General features: G+C 49.1%; 18 protein-coding genes. 7 read left to right on the plus strand and 11 right to left on the minus strand.

The genetic code is table 11. From position 1 onward, the window contains the following. The first annotated feature begins 28 nt into the window (after nt 1-28). From FT643_RS10085 to FT643_RS10100, 4 genes are read left to right on the plus strand one after another with little or no spacing between them, the layout of a single operon-like run. Nucleotides 29-1,702, plus strand: coding sequence for an acyl-CoA dehydrogenase family protein (locus FT643_RS10085; protein ID WP_156871269.1), 1,674 nt, complete (start codon nt 29-31; stop codon nt 1,700-1,702). A gap of 28 nt (nt 1,703-1,730) precedes the next feature. Then, nucleotides 1,731-2,915, plus strand: a complete 1,185-nt coding sequence (locus tag FT643_RS10090) for a MaoC family dehydratase (protein WP_156871270.1) — start codon at nt 1,731-1,733, stop codon at nt 2,913-2,915. Nucleotides 2,916-2,948: 33 nt separating this feature from the next. Beyond that, on the plus strand, nt 2,949-4,973 hold the full coding sequence (locus tag FT643_RS10095; protein WP_156871271.1) for a protein meaA: 2,025 nt from the start codon (nt 2,949-2,951) through the stop codon (nt 4,971-4,973). Then, a complete protein-coding gene (locus FT643_RS10100; RefSeq protein WP_156871272.1) occupies nt 4,963-6,018 on the plus strand; it encodes an ArgK/MeaB family GTPase in 1,056 nt (351 codons plus the stop codon). The genes FT643_RS10095 and FT643_RS10100 overlap by 11 nt, the downstream gene beginning before the upstream one ends. Nucleotides 6,019-6,022: 4 nt before the next feature. On the opposite strand, the gene FT643_RS10105 is transcribed toward FT643_RS10100, so the two are convergent. From FT643_RS10105 to htpG, 8 genes are all read right to left on the minus strand, one after another. Further along, entirely contained in the window at nt 6,023-6,877 is an 855-nt protein-coding gene (locus FT643_RS10105; protein WP_156871273.1) for an alpha/beta fold hydrolase, read from the minus strand. After that, nucleotides 6,867-7,652, minus strand: coding sequence for an alpha/beta hydrolase (locus FT643_RS10110; protein WP_156871274.1), 786 nt, complete (start codon nt 7,650-7,652; stop codon nt 6,867-6,869). The genes FT643_RS10105 and FT643_RS10110 overlap by 11 nt, the downstream gene beginning before the upstream one ends. 29 nt (nt 7,653-7,681) lie before the next feature. Beyond that, nucleotides 7,682-9,349, minus strand: a complete 1,668-nt coding sequence (locus FT643_RS10115; RefSeq protein WP_411267808.1) for an AMP-binding protein — start codon at nt 9,347-9,349, stop codon at nt 7,682-7,684. A 147-nt stretch (nt 9,350-9,496) separates the two neighbouring features. After that, a complete protein-coding gene (gene sixA, locus FT643_RS10120) occupies nt 9,497-9,970 on the minus strand; it encodes a phosphohistidine phosphatase SixA (RefSeq protein ID WP_198043461.1) in 474 nt (157 codons plus the stop codon). A 1-nt stretch (nt 9,971) separates the two neighbouring features. After that, nucleotides 9,972-10,253 (minus strand): DUF4389 domain-containing protein, encoded by a 282-nt coding sequence (locus FT643_RS10125; protein ID WP_156871277.1) that lies wholly within the window; start codon nt 10,251-10,253, stop codon nt 9,972-9,974. A 6-nt stretch (nt 10,254-10,259) separates the two neighbouring features. Further along, on the minus strand, nt 10,260-11,324 hold the full coding sequence (locus FT643_RS10130; protein ID WP_156871278.1) for an NAD(P)H-dependent glycerol-3-phosphate dehydrogenase: 1,065 nt from the start codon (nt 11,322-11,324) through the stop codon (nt 10,260-10,262). 35 nt (nt 11,325-11,359) lie between these two features. Beyond that, nucleotides 11,360-11,683 carry a hypothetical protein gene (locus tag FT643_RS10135; RefSeq protein ID WP_156871279.1) on the minus strand — a complete coding sequence of 108 codons (324 nt, stop codon included), beginning with the start codon at nt 11,681-11,683 and terminating at the stop codon, nt 11,360-11,362. Nucleotides 11,684-11,820: 137 nt separating this feature from the next. Beyond that, on the minus strand, nt 11,821-13,740 hold the full coding sequence (gene htpG, locus FT643_RS10140) for a molecular chaperone HtpG (protein ID WP_156871280.1): 1,920 nt from the start codon (nt 13,738-13,740) through the stop codon (nt 11,821-11,823). A gap of 228 nt (nt 13,741-13,968) precedes the next feature. Here htpG and FT643_RS10145 point away from each other — a divergent pair, with 228 nt between their 5' ends. Genes FT643_RS10145 through FT643_RS10155 form a run of 3 tightly spaced genes read left to right on the plus strand, consistent with a single transcriptional unit; the run spans nt 13,969 to nt 16,747 of the window. Further along, nucleotides 13,969-14,706: a (Fe-S)-binding protein gene (locus FT643_RS10145; RefSeq protein ID WP_198043462.1), complete on the plus strand. Its 738-nt coding sequence runs from the start codon at nt 13,969-13,971 to the stop codon at nt 14,704-14,706. A gap of 2 nt (nt 14,707-14,708) precedes the next feature. Further along, nucleotides 14,709-16,121 (plus strand): lactate utilization protein B, encoded by a 1,413-nt coding sequence (locus tag FT643_RS10150; protein ID WP_156871282.1) that lies wholly within the window; start codon nt 14,709-14,711, stop codon nt 16,119-16,121. After that, nucleotides 16,118-16,747 carry a LutC/YkgG family protein gene (locus tag FT643_RS10155; RefSeq protein ID WP_198043463.1) on the plus strand — a complete coding sequence of 210 codons (630 nt, stop codon included), beginning with the start codon at nt 16,118-16,120 and terminating at the stop codon, nt 16,745-16,747. The genes FT643_RS10150 and FT643_RS10155 overlap by 4 nt, the downstream gene beginning before the upstream one ends. Here FT643_RS10155 and FT643_RS10160 read toward each other — a convergent pair. From FT643_RS10160 to FT643_RS10170, 3 genes are all read right to left on the minus strand, one after another. Further along, nucleotides 16,737-18,023, minus strand: a complete 1,287-nt coding sequence (locus FT643_RS10160; protein ID WP_156871284.1) for a hypothetical protein — start codon at nt 18,021-18,023, stop codon at nt 16,737-16,739. The two genes, FT643_RS10155 and FT643_RS10160, sit on opposite strands and share 11 nt — an antisense overlap. A gap of 78 nt (nt 18,024-18,101) precedes the next feature. Beyond that, nucleotides 18,102-18,533 (minus strand): PaaI family thioesterase, encoded by a 432-nt coding sequence (locus FT643_RS10165; RefSeq protein WP_156871285.1) that lies wholly within the window; start codon nt 18,531-18,533, stop codon nt 18,102-18,104. After that, entirely contained in the window at nt 18,530-19,003 is a 474-nt protein-coding gene (locus tag FT643_RS10170; protein ID WP_411267809.1) for a PaaI family thioesterase, read from the minus strand. Before FT643_RS10170 ends, FT643_RS10165 begins: the two co-directional genes overlap by 4 nt. Nucleotides 19,004-19,095: the final 92 nt, after the last annotated feature.

Here is a 19,095-nt window from a genome sequence, read left to right on the forward strand (position 1 = left end):
CCGCAATTCCTTTTCTATGGAGAACATAATGTCGTCAGCCATCGAACAAGCACGATCCTTAATTGATCTTGCTCAAACGTCGTTGAATTCCGCACTCAGCCACCTGAAGGCGGGTGCCTTGGATAACGGTCGTGTGTCTGGATCCAAGCTGGATGAGAAGCAATTGGCCTGTTATGAATTAGCTTACTGTGAAGCTGAAGTTACAGCGGCCAATGTCATGCTGGACTACAGCCAGAAAGTGCGGGCAGATAAGGGCGGAAGCGATGAATTGCGCATAGAAGAAGCCTTGGCCCTACAATACAGTGCAGAAACTTTGCAAAATACCCGCGCCCGCTTCAACACACGCCGTGGGGATTATGGGTTCAGCCGCGAACAACTGGCAAAAACGCTGGATAGCGATACGGTGGACGACTTCATTAATCTGTATCTGTCCACCGAAAAACTGGAAGCTGTCGGTAAAACGATATTGAACAATGAAGGTTACGTCGGCGAGTACATGCTCGACGATGAAAAAGCAATGATGCGGGATTCGTTCCGCGCCTTCGCTTCCGACGTAGTCATGCCCCTAGCAGAACACATTCACACCAAAGACCTGGATATCCCCGATGAAATACTCAAACCATTAGTTGAATTGGGCTGCTTTGGTCTGTCAATCCCCATGCAGTACGGTGGTATTCAGCCCGACGACAGCGAAGACAATCTAGGCATGATCGTGGTGACTGAGGAACTCTCTCGTGGCTCTCTCGGCGCAGCTGGCAGCTTAATCACCCGTCCTGAAATAATGGCCCGTGCGCTATTAAAAGGCGGCACTGAAGACCAGAAGCAATACTGGTTACCCAAATTAGCGCAGGCCGAGCCTCTCAATGCCGTTGCGGTAACGGAACCCAATTTCGGTTCGGACGTGGCGTCGATGAAGTTAAAAGCCACGCAGGTGGCAGGCGGCTGGGTACTGGATGGTGAAAAAACCTGGTGTACCTTTGCCGGTAAAGCCGGTGTGTTGCTGACTCTGGCACGCACCAACCCTGATATGAAGTCGGGTCATAAAGGATTGACGATGTTCTTGGTGGAAAAACCCACTTTTCCTGGTCATGCCTTTGCTCATGAGCAGGAGAACGGCGGCACCATCACTGGAAAAGCCATACCCACCATGGGCTATCGTGGCATGCACTCGTTCACCGTGTTTTTCGATAACTACTTTGTGCCGGATTCTCATGTTTTGGGCGGTAACGAAGGCATTGGCAAGGGCTTCTATTTCACCATGGCGGGCTTTGCCGGTGGCCGTATCCAAACCGCGGCCCGCGCAACCGGCGTTATGCAAGCCGCCTTTGAACGCGCACTTTCCTATTCAAAAGAACGGGTTGTGTTCGGCAAAGCGATTGGCGAATATCAGCTCACTCTTGTGAAAATTGCTCGAATGGCAATGCTACTGGCGGTGTCTCGGCAATTCACCTATCACGTGGCACGACTGATGGACGAAGGACAGGGCCAGATGGAAGCCAGCCTGGTGAAACTTGCCTCTTGCAAATCCTCAGAATGGTTATGCCGCGAAGCAATGCAAATCCATGGCGGTATGGGCTATGCAGAGGAGAGCCCGGTAAGCCGTTACTTTATTGATTCACGCGTGCTCTCGATATTTGAAGGCGCTGAAGAAACGCTGGCGCTCAAAGTGATTGCAAAAGCATTGATAGAGCGCGCGGCCTGATCCGCGCGTGAACCACAAGGATTCTGATATGGCATTTACCTTTACCCCGCAACAGGAATTAGCTCCGGAGTGCGAAGTGAACCTTCAACAGATTCGCCAACCCCAATATGGGCGTTATCTGGAAGAATATGTTCCCGGTCAATTGTTTGTTCATCCCCGAGGATTCACCTTCAGCCGGGCGTCCATCGATGCCTTCTCAAGAACCTATATGCAATGCAATCCCCTTTACCTGGATCTTGAGTATGCGAAAGCCCACGGCTTCAACGACCTGACTGCCTCTCCGCAGATGGTTTTTAACGTCGTGTTGTCTCTGGGTGTTCAAAATGATTCAGAGAAGGTAATCGCGAATCTGGGATATTACAACGCGCAATTCCTGAACCCGGTGTATCCTGGCGACACAGTGCGCGCCATGACCATGGTAGTTGATCGTAAAGAGCGCGGCGCTGACAAACCCGGCATTGTGACTATCCGTACGCTGGGCCTGAATCAGCAAGACCAGGTAGTATTGCAATATGAGCGCAAATTGATGGTAGCCTATCGCGGTGAACGTCTTGCCACAATTCCGGTATCCGATGCACCCACTCCGGCGTTCCCGTGGCAAGAAACCGCGTCAGTCAACCTTCCGCAAACCACAGCAAAACACCTTTCATCAGTACCGCAATCTGTTACCGGATGGAACACCTATGCAGCCAACTTCAAACCAGGTGACATCATCGTTCACAATAATGGCCGGACGATTACCGAAGAACATTTTGCACTGACCTATCAAGTGGGCAACACGCATCCGCTGCATTACGATAAGGTGTTCAGTCAAAGTCTGAGCGGACCAATGAGCGGAAACCCGATCGTCTATGGCGGATTGGTTTTCGCCTGGCTGGAAGGCTTGGCAAGTCGCGATCTATCCGAGAACGCAATCTGGGAACTCGGATTCACCGAAGGCTACCACACGCAACCAGCAGTAGCCGGAGACACCGTATTCGCCCTCTCCCGAATTCTTTCGGTAGATAAGGCACCAGCTGATCTGAGCGATTTAGCCGAGGTGATCACGGTGCAATTTATCGGCGTAAAAAACATGACCTCTGCCGCAGCCTTTGAGGAATTCGGTGCCGATTTATTTATCAAGGAAAACAATAAAAAAGCCATGGGCAAAGACAAAATACCCGCGAAGATATTTGAAATTGAACGCAGATTACTGATTAAAAACGCGCGCTAGTATCAGGTGAACCAAACAACTCAGGATATCAAGATGAGCGATAAAGCAGCCCACATTATTCACGATCAGGACGGAAAGCCCAGCAAAGATCGCCCGTGGATTTTTCGCACCTATGCCGGACACACCAATGTTCGGGCTTCAAACGAATTGTATCGAAGCAACCTGGCAAAAGGCCAAACCGGCCTAAGTATTGCTTTTGATTTAGCAACTCAGTGCGGCTACAGCTCTGATGAAGATATTGCCCGTCCTGAAATTGGTAAAGTCGGCGTACCTATTAACACCCTCGATGACTTTGCTATCTTGTTTGATCAGATGGCCATGGATGAGATCAACACCTCTATGACTATCAACGGCACATCGATGTGGTTGCTGTCCTTGTATATTGCACTGGCGGAAGAACGCGGTATTGATCTGGCGAAATTACAGGGCACCACCCAAAATGATTTGATCAAAGAATTTCTGGCTCGCGGTACTTATGTATTTCCACCGGATGAATCAATAAAGCTCATCGTCGATATGTACGAATACTGTCTGCACAACATCCCCAAGTGGAACCCATCCAATGTCTGCTCCTATCATTTACAGGAAGCCGGAGCGACACCGGTGCAGGAACTGGCGTATTCATTGATTACTGCCATCACTGTATTGGATGCCATTAAGGAGCGAAACTGTTTTTCAGAAGCCGATTTTGAACGCTGTGTAGGACGGGTTTCTTTTTTCGTTAACGCCGGTATGCGCTTCATTGAAGAAATGTGCAAAATGAGAGCGTTTACGGAGCTGTGGGACGAAATCTGTCAACAACGCTATCAGGTTAAAAATCCGAAATTTCGTCGTTTCCGATACGGGGTTCAAGTGAACTCGTTAGGTCTGACTGAAGAGCAACCGGAAAATAATGCCTGGCGTATTCTGATTGAAGCCTTGGGTGTGACGCTGTCACGTGATGCCCGCTGCCGTGCCTTGCAACTACCTGCCTGGAACGAAGCATTATCGCTACCGCGCCCGTGGGATCAGCAATGGTCATTACGATTACAACAAATCCTGGCTTACGAAACAGATTTGCTGGAATACCCGGATTTGTTCGCCGGGTCGCCTGTGATTCACTCCAAAGTAGAAGATCTTAAAACCCAAGCCCGCGCAGAGATCAGCAAAATCCTGGACGCGGGTGGTGGAGTCGAAGCTATCAAGAGCGGTTATATGAAGTCTCAATTGGTGATTTCACAAGCCGAACGCATGGCGAAAATCAATACCGGCGAACAAATAGTCGTGGGCAAGAACCGGTGGGCGGAAGGCATCGCTTCGCCGTTGTTATCCGCAGCTGACGGCGGCGTTTTTAAAATCGACCCAGACTCCGCAGCAGAGACCCTGAACTCACTGCAGAAAACAAAAGCCACGCGGGATCAAGCCAAAGCCGACGCTTGTTTACAGCAATTAAAAGAAGACGCCCGAGCTGGTAAGAATTTGATGGAAGCATCTATCGCCTGCGCTCATGCCCGTATCACCACCGGTGAGTGGTCCGCCACATTAAGAGAAGTCTACGGCGAATACCGCCCACCAACGGGTGTAGAAGGACAATCATTATCCCTGGAAAACGATAAACTCAATACCGTACGCGCTAAAGTTAAAACGTTTATGGAAGCCCATGGGCACCGCCCGAGAATCGTCGTAGGTAAACCCGGGCTGGACGGTCATTCCAATGGTGCGGAGATGATTTCGGTGGCCGCACGCCACGCCGGGTTCGACGTTATTTATTTCGGAATTCGCCTGAGCGCGATTGATATTGTACAGTCCGCGATAGAAGAGGATGTCGATGTGATCGGCATCTCGCTTCTGTCCGGTTCGCATAACGAAATCATCGACCAATTGTTAGCTGAGCTTGATAAAGAAGGGGCGAAAGGTGCTATCCCTGTCATACTGGGGGGAATCATTCCACAAGCCGATATTCCAGCCCTAAAAGAAAAAGGCATCAAACAAGTTTTCACACCCAAAGATTACGATCTGATGGATATAATGGATAGCATTATGAACATTATTCTCGACAGCAAACAACGTGCCGCCTGACATCCAATATGACCAAAAACCCCCACCGACATCGATGACGCAACCGGACATCCCTCCCCTTGAGCCTTGGCTGGATAAACTGGAATCCGCCAAGGCCCTGAAAAAATGGCCGCTTGGCAAACTAATCAGTTTGTTTGAAAGCACCCTGCCGGAATCTGTTTGCTTGCGAAAGCAGATCATTGAACACATCGATTCGCACCCGCAACAATTCCCGAAGCAAGCCCAGGTGCTCGGATTTACCGGTACACCCGGGGCAGGCAAATCTTCATTGATCGCCGAGTTATGCAAACAGTTATTAGAACAAAACCCACAGCTCAGCGTTGCTGTACTGGCGGTTGATCCGTCCAGCCAGGTGTCTGGCGGTTCGATTTTAGGTGATCGCACCAGAATGCATTTTGGTAAAAAAATGGATCGATTGTTCTTCCGCTCACAAGCCTCCAACATGGAGTTAGGCGGTGTCACCAGAGCAACCTTTCAAGCCTCACGATTGTTGCGTCATTTATTCGATTACATCATCATCGAAACTGTCGGCATTGGCCAAAGCGAAATAGACATCCAGTTCATGACCGACCACACTTTTTTGGTTATGCAGCCGTTGGCGGGTGATCAGATTCAGTTCATGAAATGCGGAATTATGGAGATTCCTGACAGCTTTATCGTCAACAAATGTGACGAAGAGAAACTCGCCAGAACCAGTTACCACATGCTGCGCAGCTCATTAAGGCAAGCCAAGTTGATCGACCTGCAGCAGCAGGATGACTACCGGCAAGCTGCCAAAGACCAGATTTTTCTGACCAGCGCTGTCAAGCGCACCGGCATTGATGAACTCGTTAATCACATTCAACAATTGGACACAGTCAAAAGCGTCGCTGACTGCGAAACGTTTTACCTTAAAAAATACATCGAAAAACGCTATGGGGAATTCGGACTCAGTCTGCTAGCAAACGATGGCGCAATTCAGAAGTCCCTACTGGCCCAGGATTTAGCCTACGAGCAAAAAGAAGCTTACGCGCTCGAGTTGATTCTTAAGCACATAAAATATTAACAGGCTAGCCATTCAAGAACGCGTTAATCGCTTCATAAACGGGCATGTAAGTGTCCGGTTCCAGGTGTAAATGGTGATTACCCTGCAACGGCACATGCTGCATATGCGGCACTTTTCCGGCACGCTTCTGCAATACCTCCGAGTGGGCGAAAAAACTTTGGTTCCCGGTTGCCAGAAAAACCGGCATGGTTAGCGCCTGCAAATAAGCTTCTACCATGCTGTCCGTTAACCGAATAGCCGATGACATTTTTATACGCGGGTCGGAACGCCAGGTATAACCCGCCTCCACCTGATGCAACCCCCTGCTACACAGGGTTGCCGACGCCTCAAAACTAATCCCCCCCAAAGCCAAAGTCCTCGCAGCAATGGCTTCATCCTTGGTTTCGTAAATCGGTTTCCGTTTGGCACTGGCTTTCTTCATATCACAGACAGCGGTGCGCAATATCGCGGGCGCATTTTCCGCTTCACTGGTATTGGTTCCGATACCCTCTATTAAGATCAGCTTTTCAACCCGCTCCGGAAAAGAGCCGGACAACAGGCTGGAGATTCCGGCCCCCATGGAATGACCCATCAAAATAAAGGTATTCAACTCCAACGCATCCGCAAAACCAATCGCGTCATCAACATTATCCAGCATGTGGTAGCGCATGCCGTCAGGACGGTGCGCGCTATACCCGTGGCCGGCAAAATCCATGGCCACCACTCGATAGTCTGTTAATAGTGGGGCTATTCTGTCGAAGCTGGCCGCATTATCCAGCCATCCGTGCAATGCCAAAATAGTGGGTTTTTCAGCATCACCCCACTGTTTGGCCGCTATTTCCTGCCCACCTATATTGATTCTGATCTCTTCAGTTAACACGTTCGATTTCTTCCAAAAATTGGTTAATTAATTCAATGGCCAAACCCGGTTGCTGTAAGGGATACATATGTTCGCCACTAATCACTGCTCCGGGAATTCCGAAAAATTTCAAAAACGGATCGATAAAGGCCGCTTTTGATGCATTGCTCTTATCTGCACGAATCAATTTAAACGGGATATTATCCGGTTTTTTATAGTGTTTTAGATTATCCGGTACATTACGGAAGATCCCCACCTCAACGGCGACATCAAACTCCAGCTTGGTCCCATTGCCTTCGTTACTTGTCAATGCAGCGTCGCAAAACGCCTCGAAGCACTCTGGCGCAAACTGAAATAGCCGCTTCGAAGCGAAGTATTCCACTGCCTGCTCCCGATTCGGCCAGTGGGCACGACGAAACTTGGATTTTCCCGCAGGCGTGATACGGTCAGACTGTCCGAACAATTTTGCCAGTTTAAATACCCAAGACCCACTTCCCCATATCAAAGGAGGATCGAGCATCAAAACACCTTTGTACAGATCAGGCCGTTTGCAAGCAGCAATAAAGCTTAGAATTGCACCCAGTGAATGCCCCACTGCGACCACCGGCTCATTGCTGTTCGCTTCGACAAAGGCGTTCAATTCATCAGCCAGCCAAGTCCAATTATCTGTATAGGGATATCGGGAATCATGACCGTACTTTGGTTTGAAAATTACCTGGTGCGGTGCCAATTCTTTAAACAGCGGTGTATAGGAAGCTGCAGGTACACCGTTAGCGTGGGCAAAATGGATTATCATTCAATCTTACAACCGTAGGCTGGTGTGGCTTATTCCCACAAGATCTTTTCGTCCGTGTCATACCAGGCTTCAATCCGGTCCTGATAGCGGGATTCAAGCACATTACGCTTGATTTTTAACGTCGGTGTCATTATCCCATTCTCGATTGACCATTCGCCCTTGGTCACCACTAGCAACTTTAGCTTTTCGTGCGGGTTCAATTGCGCATTAACCGCATCGAAAAGAGCTCTCAGATCTTGCTGAATTCCGTCACGGGATTCGCCACCGTGTATTGCTTTCAGGGCCGATTCCGACAACGCCAGCAACGCTATTGGTTGCGTCATAGCATTACCCATAACGCAACATTGTTCCACGTATTCACTGGCTAACAGTTTTGATTCTATCGGGAACGGCGCAACGTACTTGCCTTTGCTGGTTTTGAAGATCTCTTTTATACGGCCGGTAATTTTCAAACTTCCATCAGGGTCGATCGTACCCACATCACCGGTTCTTAAAAAACCCTCTTCCGTCAGCGCTTCACTGGTTTTGGCAGGCTCTTTATAATAACCCACCATTGTGGTCGGGGAACGCACCAGCACTTCCCCGTTATCTCCAATTTTCACCTCAACTGACGGATTGGCTTGCCCAACGTAACCCGGACGCCCTTTGCCCTGTTGTGAACTGTGGGAATACCCCATGTTCTCGGTCATACCGTACACTTCCAGAATCTCGATTCCGATGCTTTTGTACCAACCCATTAAACCGGGAGAAATAGGCGCAGCGCCACTGAAGCACAAACGCGCTTTATCGAGCCCTAAAGCTTCTTTTAACTTGCGCTTCACCGAGCCGGATAGAAAAGGGATTTTAAACAGTAGATTAAGCTTTTTCTCCGGCATATTAGAAAACACACCGGCCTGAAATTTCGCCCAAATGCGGGGTACGGCAAAAAATATGGTTGGCCGAGCACGCCTCAGATCTTCCGCAAATGTATCCAGGGATTCTGCAAAATAGATTTGTTGTCCTTGGTAAAGATGAATCATTTCCACCACCATACGCTCAGCAACATGCGACAAGGGGAGGTAGGAAAGCACTCTATCGTCCGAAGATGATTCATAGATATTTGCAGCCTGACTGGCTCCGGATGCAATACTGTTAAAGGTATGCATCACACCTTTCGGCATACCGGTGGTACCGGATGTGTATATGATCGTGGCTAATTCAGCATGAGAACGGGTAGGCGTCTCTTCCATCGGAATGGTGGTTTTGACAATATCATCCCAGCTCGGAAAGTTGCTTTCCGGACTCAAAGGAAAACTAATGCATTTTACGTCTGCCGGCACGCCCGACCGCATTGCGGGCCAATCATCCAATTTGCCGACAAACAGATATTTGGATTCGCTGTGCTCCATTATTTGCTGAACGCTCTCAGCGGTGAGCGTGGGATACAAAGGCACCGATACACCTCCCGCCATCCAGATCGCCAGATCAGCCATAATCCAATGGGCGCAGTTTTTGGAGATCAGTGCCACGTTATCACCGGGTTTAACGCCGAGTGCGACCAGGTAGGTTGCCATCGCCCTGACCTGCCGCCCCGTTTCGCGCCAGGTGAACTCAACTATTTTTCCGTCACCATAAGGCTGGGAATAACACATGCGATCGGGTTCATTTCGCTCCCAATGATAAAACCGCTCAAGTGGTAGAGGAATTCCGGTGTTGATGTAGTCCGATTTGGGAGAATGAACCTTTGCTGTTGCGGTCATACCAAACACTCTCTTAGGCTGATTTTTATTGTCGTTATTTAAGCGCGTAGTCGATACTTATTCGCACACTATTCACACATTAATAGAACACATTGCCCTTATCGCCTAAGTAGAAGGCGACTGCAACCAAAGCAACTCAGCAACACCGGCGGCGACCACATCACTTTTCAGACACGCGATCGAGGCAGTTGCCACCGGCAGTCCCATTGTATGACCTTCCGCAAACCAGGTCACCAGCCCACCCGCCAGCGGCTGGTGGCTCACGATCAATACCGCCTCACCCGTTGACAAAATGGGTTCCAGGTTAGTAAGCACAACTTGCGGTGAATCATTCGGGGTTATGAAATCGATCGTTTCTAATGGTACGACAATATCATGGTGAGCTAATCCAGCGGCCACGAGCGCAGCCGTTTGTTGGGCTCGCAAATACGGGCTGACTAATATCCTGGCCGGAGGCTGGGGCAGGAGCACAGACACCATTGACCTTGCCTGTGCTTCCCCCAACGGGCTCAGTGGACGCTCCTGATCAGTCCTTGCCCGACTGATCGCATCGCCGTGGCGCATAACATATAACAGCACTTTAGCGACCGTTCTCCGCATCCTGGGGCCATTCGCTGAAAGGATATGGCTTTATGTTGGTTTGCATCGAGATGTATTGCACGATTTGCATAAGGTAACGACCGAAACGAAGTCCGAATCTCTGCAGCTCCGGCTGAGGACCACCGGAAAGCAGGCGGACAGCGAACTGCAATACACCTATGCCAATCAACACGTAACTGGTTAATGTAAAAATCAGATAAAATAAAATCATATATAAGGCGGTTAGCAACAACGAATCCGGGTTTTGATCATCTTCACTCATCAAGTATCAGTCTCCATTGGATTGGCTTTTTAGATTTGCCAGTTTGTCCGGTCCGGGTAACACAAATTCCACATCACTGTTTTGTTCGCCCAACATCAACTCCTGAATGACGAGCTTGAGCTCTTTCTCTTCAAATATAATCTCATACAAGCCATGCACCAAAGGCATATAGACCTCAAGCTCTTCCGAACGTTCTTTTACCAGCTTAATGGTATTGACACCTTCGGCGGTGCCACCCAGATTATCGAGAATATCGCTAAGCGACTGGCCTTGTGCCAATGCGTAACCCACCTGATAATTGCGACTCAGAGGCGAAGTACAGGTTACAAACAGATCCCCTACCCCGGCCAAGCCCAAAAAGGTCATCGGATTGCCGCCCAGGCGCTCAGCAAACCGGCTCATTTCAGCCAAACTTCGGGTGATCAGCATGCTCTTGGTATTTTCACCCAGCCCCATGGCCCCCGCCATGCCCGCTGCAATCGCATAGATATTTTTTAGGGCGCCGCCGAGTTCAACGCCAAATCGGTCACTATTGGCATAAACGCGAAAATAAGCGCAGGACAAGGCCGCTTGCACCCGGCTCCGCACATCCTCACTCTCACTGGCAATCACAGTGCCTGTCAACATACGCTCAGCAACTTCTTTGGCCAGATTCGGGCCGCTTAAAACCCCGATCTTAGTGCAGGGCGTCTCGGATTCCAGGATCTGGCTCATTAAACGAAACCCGTCCTGACCGATACCCTTGGTGGTACTGACCAGCACTTTGTCATCGGACATCCACTGGGCAGCCTGCTGCACTACGTTCTTGAAGGCTTTACTGGGAATGGCCACAAAAATAAGATCAGATTGGGCAATGGCTTGCTCCAGGCTACTGGTGGGCTGAATGGCAGAATTGAGTTTCTTTCCTGGAAGATATCGAGGGTTTTCGTTGGTTTCTGCGATCGCATCGACCATGGTTTGATCACGCATCCAGAGCTTTACGCGGTGACCGTTGTCGGCCAGTATATTGGCAATAGAAGTGCCAAAACTGCCTCCACCCAAAACGGCAGCATTTTCAAACTTTGTTGTCATGCGGAGTTCCTGCTTTATTTATATCCGTTGCTGGTTTAGGCCATCATCCAGCGTTTAAGACCAAACTCTGAGTAAAGAAACTCTTTTGTGCCAGTTGGTCCGGACAGATCCAGCTTGATGGGCCCGCCATTGGATTCCACGATAACCAGCATACGCATGAAAGGATTGATCACACGTTCAACTTGAACCAGTTGTGATACAGGTTGGAGCACCTCTGATTGGCGCCCGAAATTGAGTAAATAGCCTTCTTCGCCCTCTTGGACTGATTTAATCAAATCCAGAACAACCGCCAAAAGCGACTCGCGAATGTCTTCAGCTGCCTGTTTGGTAAACGGATACGTTATTGAATAATCAACCACATTAATCTCCCATTTCACCCGGTGACAATTCTATTCTAACAGGGTTAAGGAGTGATGGAATGGGCTGGTAGGATTAGTGTCAAAATAAAGCTGTGCCGGAACCAGCTCCGGCACAGCGCGTATGTATACCCTGCGGCTTAACTCAGGGTTTCCATAAGCAGTTTATTTATTCGCTTCACATAAGAAGAAGGATCTTCCAAGGTGGCCCCTTCGGACAGAGCTGCCTGATCAAACACAATCATGGCCAGGTCTTCAAAGCGATCTTCCTGAGCCTCTGCATTAAGCCGCTCCATAATGGGGTGACCTGGATTGATCTCCAGAGTGGGCTTGGTATCCGGTACCTGCTGTCCTGCTGCTTCCATTATCTGACGCATCTGGGCACCCATATCGTAGGCACCCACCACAAGACAGGCCGGCGAATCCGTGAGTCGATGTGACACCTTCACTTCAGAAACCTTGGAATCCAGCGCTTCCTGCAACCGCTTGACCAGATCTTCTGATGTTTTCTCAACTTCTTCCTGCTGTTTCTTGTCTTCTTCTGTTTCGATAGCGCCCAGGTCCAGATCGCCCTTCGCGATATTAGCAAAGCTTTTGCCTTTAAAGTCGAACAAATGGCCCATCATCCATTCGTCTATACGATCGTACATCACCAATACTTCAACGCCTTTTTTACGGAAAATTTCCAGGTGTGGGCTGTTCGCCGCCGCGTTGTAGTTTTCAGCCGCAATATAGTAGATTTTTTCCTGGCCTTCTTTCATCCGCCCAATGTAATCATCTAGGGATACGGTCTGGGCCGAACTGCCCGAATGGGTGCTGGCAAAGCGGAACAAACCACATATTTTTTCTTTATTTGCATGGTCTTCTGCCGGACCTTCTTTTAGGACCTGCCCAAACTGCTTCCAGAATTCCAGATAATCTTCCGGCTCCAGTTTCCCAATCATGTCCAAAGCACGCTTGGTCAGGGCGGTTTTTATATTTTCAACGTTACGGTTACTTTGCAGAATCTCTCTTGAAACGTTCAAAGGCAGATCAGCAGAATCCAGAACGCCCTTCATAAATCGAAGATATAACGGCATAAATTGATCAGCATCATCCATAATAAAAACGCGCTGGACATAAAGTTTCAAGCCACGATTGGCTTCGCGTTGATACAGATCGAAGGGGGCTTTTTTCGGTAAATATAATAATGAAGTATATTCTTGCTTGCCTTCTACCCGGTTATGGCTCCAGGACAACGGCTCTTCAAAATCGTGGGAGATATGCTTGTAAAACTCTTTATACTCATCTTCACTGATTTCACCGCGAGACCGAGTCCACAGCGCAGTCGCTTTATTTACGACTTCAAATTCCGGCGTTTTATCTTCTGCTGCTTTGTTTTCGCCTTCCTCTTCTGCTTCCGAACCCATATCGGGTTTTTCCATCTCGATAGGAAGGGAGATGTGATCAGAATATTTGCTGACGATATTTCGTAATCGCCAGCCGTCGGCAAATTCAGATTCAGCCTCACGCAGATGCAGAACAATACGGGTACCTCGCTCGGGTTTCTCGATTGCTTCTACTGAAAATTCACCCTCGCCACGAGAAACCCAGTGCACACCATTTTCAGCAGGTTCACCTGCCTTGCGGGTGAACACTTCGACTTCGTCAGCAACAACAAAAGCTGAATAAAAGCCGACCCCGAACTGACCAATCAGTTGAGAATCTTTTTTCTGGTCACCCGTTAGATTTTTCAAAAAATCGCTGGTGCCGGATTTAGCCAGGGTACCGAGATGGGAAATAACATCATCGCGGTTCATTCCAATACCATTATCAGAAAGCGTAACGGTGTTATTTTCTTTATCGAATTCCAGGCGAATCTTGAGATCGCCGTCGCCTTCCATGATGTCTGCATCAGACAAGCTCAGAAAACGTAATTTATCGGCTGCATCTGAGGAGTTTGATATCAGCTCCCGGAGAAAGATCTCCTTATTACTGTACAGGGAGTGAATCATTAATTGCAGTAGTTGCTTCACTTCGGCCTGAAAGCCAAGGGTCTCTTTATTGGCGTCGACAGTCATTTTTTTACTCTTCTCCTGGTTTGAAAATCAGTACTGATTCGATGGTTCTGATTCAGAGGTGATCATTTTGCTGTTCTGGATAAGCAGGTATCACGCTGAACCCTGCTTCGAAGATGGGGTTCGGATCCATAATATCAAGGCCACGGAAGCGGATTTTTTGTTATTATTGAAAAGCTTTCCAAATTAATATAGGAACTTTCCCCTTATTAAACAATGGATTACCAAAACATGGCTAACACTCCCGCGCCCGACAACAAGGTGGCTCTTTATGTGACCTGCCTGATCAACGCCCTTCGCCCGCAGGCCGCGCACGCCAGCCTAAAATTACTGGGGTCATTGGGCCTGGAAGTTGACGTACCCCTGCAACAAACCTGTTGCGGGCAGCCAGCCTATAATGGCGGGCACCAGGAGCAAGCCCGCAGTGTAGCCCGCCACCAAATACAGGTGCTGGAACCTTATAGTCGCGTGGTTGTACCATCCGGGTCCTGTGCCGGTATGCTCCGCAATCACTACCCCTCTTTATTCAAAACAGGCGACCCCTGGCATCAGCGCGCAGTGGACGTGGCCGGCAAGACCCATGAACTAAGTGAATTTCTGCTTCAGGAGGGGTGGCAGCCTTCGGCCACAGCAGATCCGTTGGCCTGGGCGCATCACACCAGCTGTTCTTGCCGTCGCGAAACCAATAGCCACCTAGCAGCCGAGCAACTATTACTGCAGAAAGGTATTCCCTCCTCAGACTTTCCGGAGCAAGAAGTATGCTGTGGCTTTGGGGGCGCGTTCTCGACTAAGTTCGACGAGATTTCGGTCCGTATGGGCAATAACAAACTCGATCAGATTGAATCTGTTCATCGCTTTAAGGTGGTGAGTGCAGATTTTGGGTGCTTGATGCACCTGCAAGGGTTAGCCGACCGACAAGGTCGTGATTTGGAATTCAGTCACTTGGCTGAAGTACTGGTTATGGAATAGTGATGAGTAAGCATGGCAGTGGAACATTCATCGTTAATGCCGCTAACGCATTACAGGATGAGCAACTCCAGACCGCATTGACGAGAGCCAAAAGCGGCTTCATCAATAAGCGGCTCAAGGCCATTTCTATGGTGGATGATTTCGAGCTGCTAAAGCGCCGTGCGCAATTAGCGAAGCAATCTGCTCTAGCCAACCTTCCGGCGCTACTCGAGCAATTCGAACAGAATGTACAGGCTAGCGGTGGCCAGGTGCATTGGGCAAAATCGCCTCAAGAGCTGAATAACATCGTGCTTAATCTGTGCCGGACAGTGGATGCCAGCAAAGTCACTAAAGGCAAATCCATGATTGGTGAAGAAACCAATCTAAATGCGCATCTTGAGCAAGCGGGTTTAAAATTAATCGAAACGGACCTGGGAGAATACATCATTCAGTTGGCAAAGGAGCCCCCCAGCCACATCATTGCTCCTGCCGTGCACAAAACCAGACAACAAGTCGCAACGCTTTTCAAACAACACCACAATCTAGGCCAACGTGACCTTAGTCAGATTGCAAGCTTGGTAGAGGAAGCGCGCAATCAGTTACGGATGGAATTTTTATCAGCGGACGTCGGCATCACGGGCGCAAATCTACTCATAGCAGAAACCGGTTCTGTTACCCTCGTCACTAATGAAGGCAATGGCGATCTGACAGCAACAATCCCGAAAATGCATATCGTCACTACCAGCATTGAGAAAGTGGTGGCAACCCTGGAGGATGCGGATGCCATATTAGAAGTGCTGGCCCGCAGTGCAACTGGCCAATCCATGAGTACCTACACGACCTTTTTTACCGGCCCGAAGCGCGCCGGGGATTTGGACGGCCCACAGCAATTTCACGTGGTCCTTTTGGATAACGGCCGTAGCGACTTAATCGGCTCAGAATTTGAACCGATGCTCAATTGCATCAAATGCGGAGCCTGCCTCAATCATTGCCCGGTCTATTCAAATGTTGGCGGCCACGCTTATGGCTGGGTCTACCCGGGTCCGATGGGCTCGGTACTAACACCGCTATTAAACAAATTGGAACCTTTCAGAGAGTTACCCGATGCTTCCACCTTTTGTGGACGGTGCGAAGAAGTCTGCCCTATGGGTATTCCGCTACCGGGATTACTGCGAAAACTCAGAGCCCGATCGCACAGAAAGCACTACGAACCCGGAGGCTGGAGACGGGGTTTAATGGTTTATAGCTGGCTGGCAACCCAGCCACGGCTATTCCAATTCTGTACTAACCGTCTGAACCAAACTCTACGCTGGTCAGGAAAATTGAAGATCAATCTTTCGCGTTTACCCAGGGGCTGGAGCCGACACAGGGAACTTCCTGCACCTGGAAAAACCTTTTTATCCGAATGGAAAAAAAACCAGAAGCAGTGCTCATGACAGTAAGTAAGCCAAGCGATCGAGAGATCATTTTGCACAACCTGAGACGACGCGTCACTGCACCACCACCAGACCCGCTACTCCACCAACCTGGCGATACCATTCAATTTGGAGACATCCATCATTTTATATCCACAACGTCAGCCAACCAAGTCAGGGTAAACACTGTCGAGCATGTCACTCAGGTAACTCCGTTAATAGCCGATTACCTGAAAACGACGAAATTACCGCTCGAAATCAGAGTCAGCGCAGCGTTTCTGAATTTGGGCTGGGCAGATCATGGTATATCCGCTAATGGAGGCAGTTCTGACGGTTGTGATCGGGTGTGCCTAAGTGAAGCTTGCGCGGGAATTGCCGATACCGGAACGGTCGCGGTATTGTCCTCGGCAGGCAACCCCACCCTACTGGGTTTTCTTCCGGACTTGCATATATTATTGCTTAGTGAAAGAAAAGTTGTTGCGGGAAAGAATGATCTCTGGAACCTTTTAAAACAAGAGGGCACCCGTCTTCCCCGCGCACTAAACTTTATATCGGGCCCGTCACGTACTGCTGATATAGAACAAACCATTCAATTGGGGGCGCATGGCCCCCGAACGCTTTGGTTGATTCTTTACGCTACTCCATAAGCTGAATTTGTTTTACATCCTGACGGCGGATCATCATTACAATCTCGCTGCCGTTGAGGGGCAACGTCAGACACAGGCTATGCTGATCTACCGATGTGATGATACCTTCTTTACTACGCCCGTTCTGTGTGATGACAGCGACATTATTGCCTAGCAAAGAGTCGGCTTGCTCAACAGTAAAAACCCGATTCCTTACGGGCGTCAAAGAAGGAACAGTGCCGGCGGGCATATCCTCAAGGGTATTCAGTGCCGCCGTTAGACCCGCCTTTGTGTTGTGCTCCACAATCCAGCCTGCTTCCGGATCTTTATATAAACTTAACTCGACATACTGGATGCTACCATCGTTCAGAGCAACTGTGGCAAGCGTACTTGCCGTCGGTTCCACCTGAGTAGTCTGAAAAAATGTTTTGCGGAAGTTAACTACCTGCTCTAACGAGCCTCCCAATTTATTTTCCAGATATTGTTGCGAAATATATTCTATGGTGTCGTTGGAATCGTAATCACGACGAACGGTACCGATCTCCCAGACTAAATCTTTTTTGGAAGCATCAAACCGACCTACAAGATAGCTCTGGTCTTCATCCGGCAGGCGCAGCCTGATATCACCGGAAACACGTTCATCTTCCGCAAGCTCAATGCTCAAATGCAACCAGAATCCACGATCGTAAGATGTTATCTTGGGGCGCTTATTCAAATTCTCATATTCAAATAGATATACAGAAGGATGATCGATAGAATCAGGCCCAAGATCGAGCAAAGTGGCACCTGCGTTATGTAATCCTGTTTTCCGTAAATCAATTGCCAACTCAATCGAAGGGCGGGCGTCGGGCAGGCTGCGCATCCTGAGCATGCCGTCGATTAACGTCGCCCGCTCTAACGGTATATCCTGCCCTCCGAAATGCAGTACCACCCCTTTCCCCATGCTGTCCGCTAACGCGTTTACATCGTCTTCTGAAGCGAAAGTATAGCGTTCCAACGCTAACGGTGTGCTTGCAAAAGCGGGGGCAATTATATTTCTTACAGAAGCCAGTGGAGTGCCGTCAAATTCGAACGGGTGAGCCCGGATATGAAGAGAAATAAAAAATAATAAAGCGATGAAACTGGTGAGGTGCACAACCCCCTGAACACGATACCGCTTCCAATGTTCAGCATAGAAGATTGGCCAGCTTGGAGGCGCAATCAGTGACAGCAAACCCCAATAGGTCTTTTCAGCGAATGCACGCTTTACCATCACTACGGTACACACAACAAATACAGCCAATGACAAAAAAATCAACGGTAAACTCCAGTCTTTTCTATGCTCTGCTCAGGATGTTCTTATTATTATCAGCAATACAAAATAGTAAGTATGGTTTTAATTCAGCAATAAATGCGCACGTGCTGTGGCAACGGGCTCTTCTTTTTTGGATTGCCAGACCACGACAGATACGTTGGCAATACGACGCCCCATCCGCAGAACCGTGCATTCCGCAAAACTGTCCCTGAACAATCCTGCGCTAAGGTAATCGATAGACAAATCCACCACTTTCGGGAACTGAGGTGTATCCATCAACATGAGGATATGCAGTATCGCAGACTGCTCAATAAACCCACCCAACACTCCACCATGGATGGCCGGTAATGTCGGATTTCCAATATTATTCTCGTTTGCGGGCAACGTAAATATCACCTCTTCACCCGCTTTCAGGCAGGACATTCCTATGGTTTTAGCGTAGGGAACAGCTTGAACCAAGGTGTCGTAATCATTGGTCTCCCGACACTGCTCCAGAACCGTTTCTATTTTCATTCGCCCTGCCCTCCGTGTTTAAATTCCTGCCACGGCACCTTACTTAACCCCATGCGCATGAAATTTGCCACACAATGGGCGATAGGCTGGTTACGATTATCCTGATAAGCAATACCCCGTGCAAACACCACACTTTTGGTTTTTCTGTAGGCCGTAACATAGGCCAACACGTCTTTGTGGGGTTCTGCGGGCCTCATATAGTCGATGCGCAGGTCAATTGTGGGAGTGATATCAAAATCCGGTGCTAAAGATTGTGCCACGGCGAGCCCGCACGCCTGATCCATTAGGCTGGTAATCGCTCCGCCATGAATAACACCGGTTTCGGGATTACCAATGATTTGCTCTGAGTAAGGCAGCCTGACAACCAGGCCATCCTCAGAAATTTCGTCTAATGTCATTCCAAGCAACATGCTATGTTTGACGCTACTTAAAAATAACTGGAGACCCTCTTCCAGCGTCATTTCACCGATATGCTGTTTCTCTTTACCCACGCAGCGCTCTCCTGCTTGCAATACACGTACTGATTATCAGGTTCATGGTAAGGTGCATACCCAAACTCGTA

The sequence above is a fragment of the Ketobacter sp. MCCC 1A13808 genome (assembly GCF_009746715.1).
Classification (GTDB): domain Bacteria; phylum Pseudomonadota; class Gammaproteobacteria; order Pseudomonadales; family Ketobacteraceae; genus Ketobacter.

Coding starts and splice junctions, on each gene's coding strand:
- FT643_RS10110 (WP_156871274.1), bottom strand. CDS start 7,652: ATGATAATCCATTTTGCCCACGCTAACGGTGTACCTGCAGCTTCCTAT.
- FT643_RS10130 (WP_156871278.1), bottom strand. CDS start 11,324: ATGACAACAAAGTTTGAAAATGCTGCCGTTTTGGGTGGAGGCAGTTTT.
- FT643_RS10095 (WP_156871271.1), top strand. CDS start 2,949: ATGAGCGATAAAGCAGCCCACATTATTCACGATCAGGACGGAAAGCCC.
- FT643_RS10085 (WP_156871269.1), top strand. CDS start 29: ATGTCGTCAGCCATCGAACAAGCACGATCCTTAATTGATCTTGCTCAA.
- FT643_RS10145 (WP_198043462.1), top strand. CDS start 13,969: ATGGCTAACACTCCCGCGCCCGACAACAAGGTGGCTCTTTATGTGACC.
- FT643_RS10150 (WP_156871282.1), top strand. CDS start 14,709: ATGAGTAAGCATGGCAGTGGAACATTCATCGTTAATGCCGCTAACGCA.
- FT643_RS10125 (WP_156871277.1), bottom strand. CDS start 10,253: ATGAGTGAAGATGATCAAAACCCGGATTCGTTGTTGCTAACCGCCTTA.
- FT643_RS10165 (WP_156871285.1), bottom strand. CDS start 18,533: ATGAAAATAGAAACGGTTCTGGAGCAGTGTCGGGAGACCAATGATTAC.
- htpG (WP_156871280.1), bottom strand. CDS start 13,740: ATGACTGTCGACGCCAATAAAGAGACCCTTGGCTTTCAGGCCGAAGTG.
- FT643_RS10090 (WP_156871270.1), top strand. CDS start 1,731: ATGGCATTTACCTTTACCCCGCAACAGGAATTAGCTCCGGAGTGCGAA.
- FT643_RS10155 (WP_198043463.1), top strand. CDS start 16,118: ATGACAGTAAGTAAGCCAAGCGATCGAGAGATCATTTTGCACAACCTG.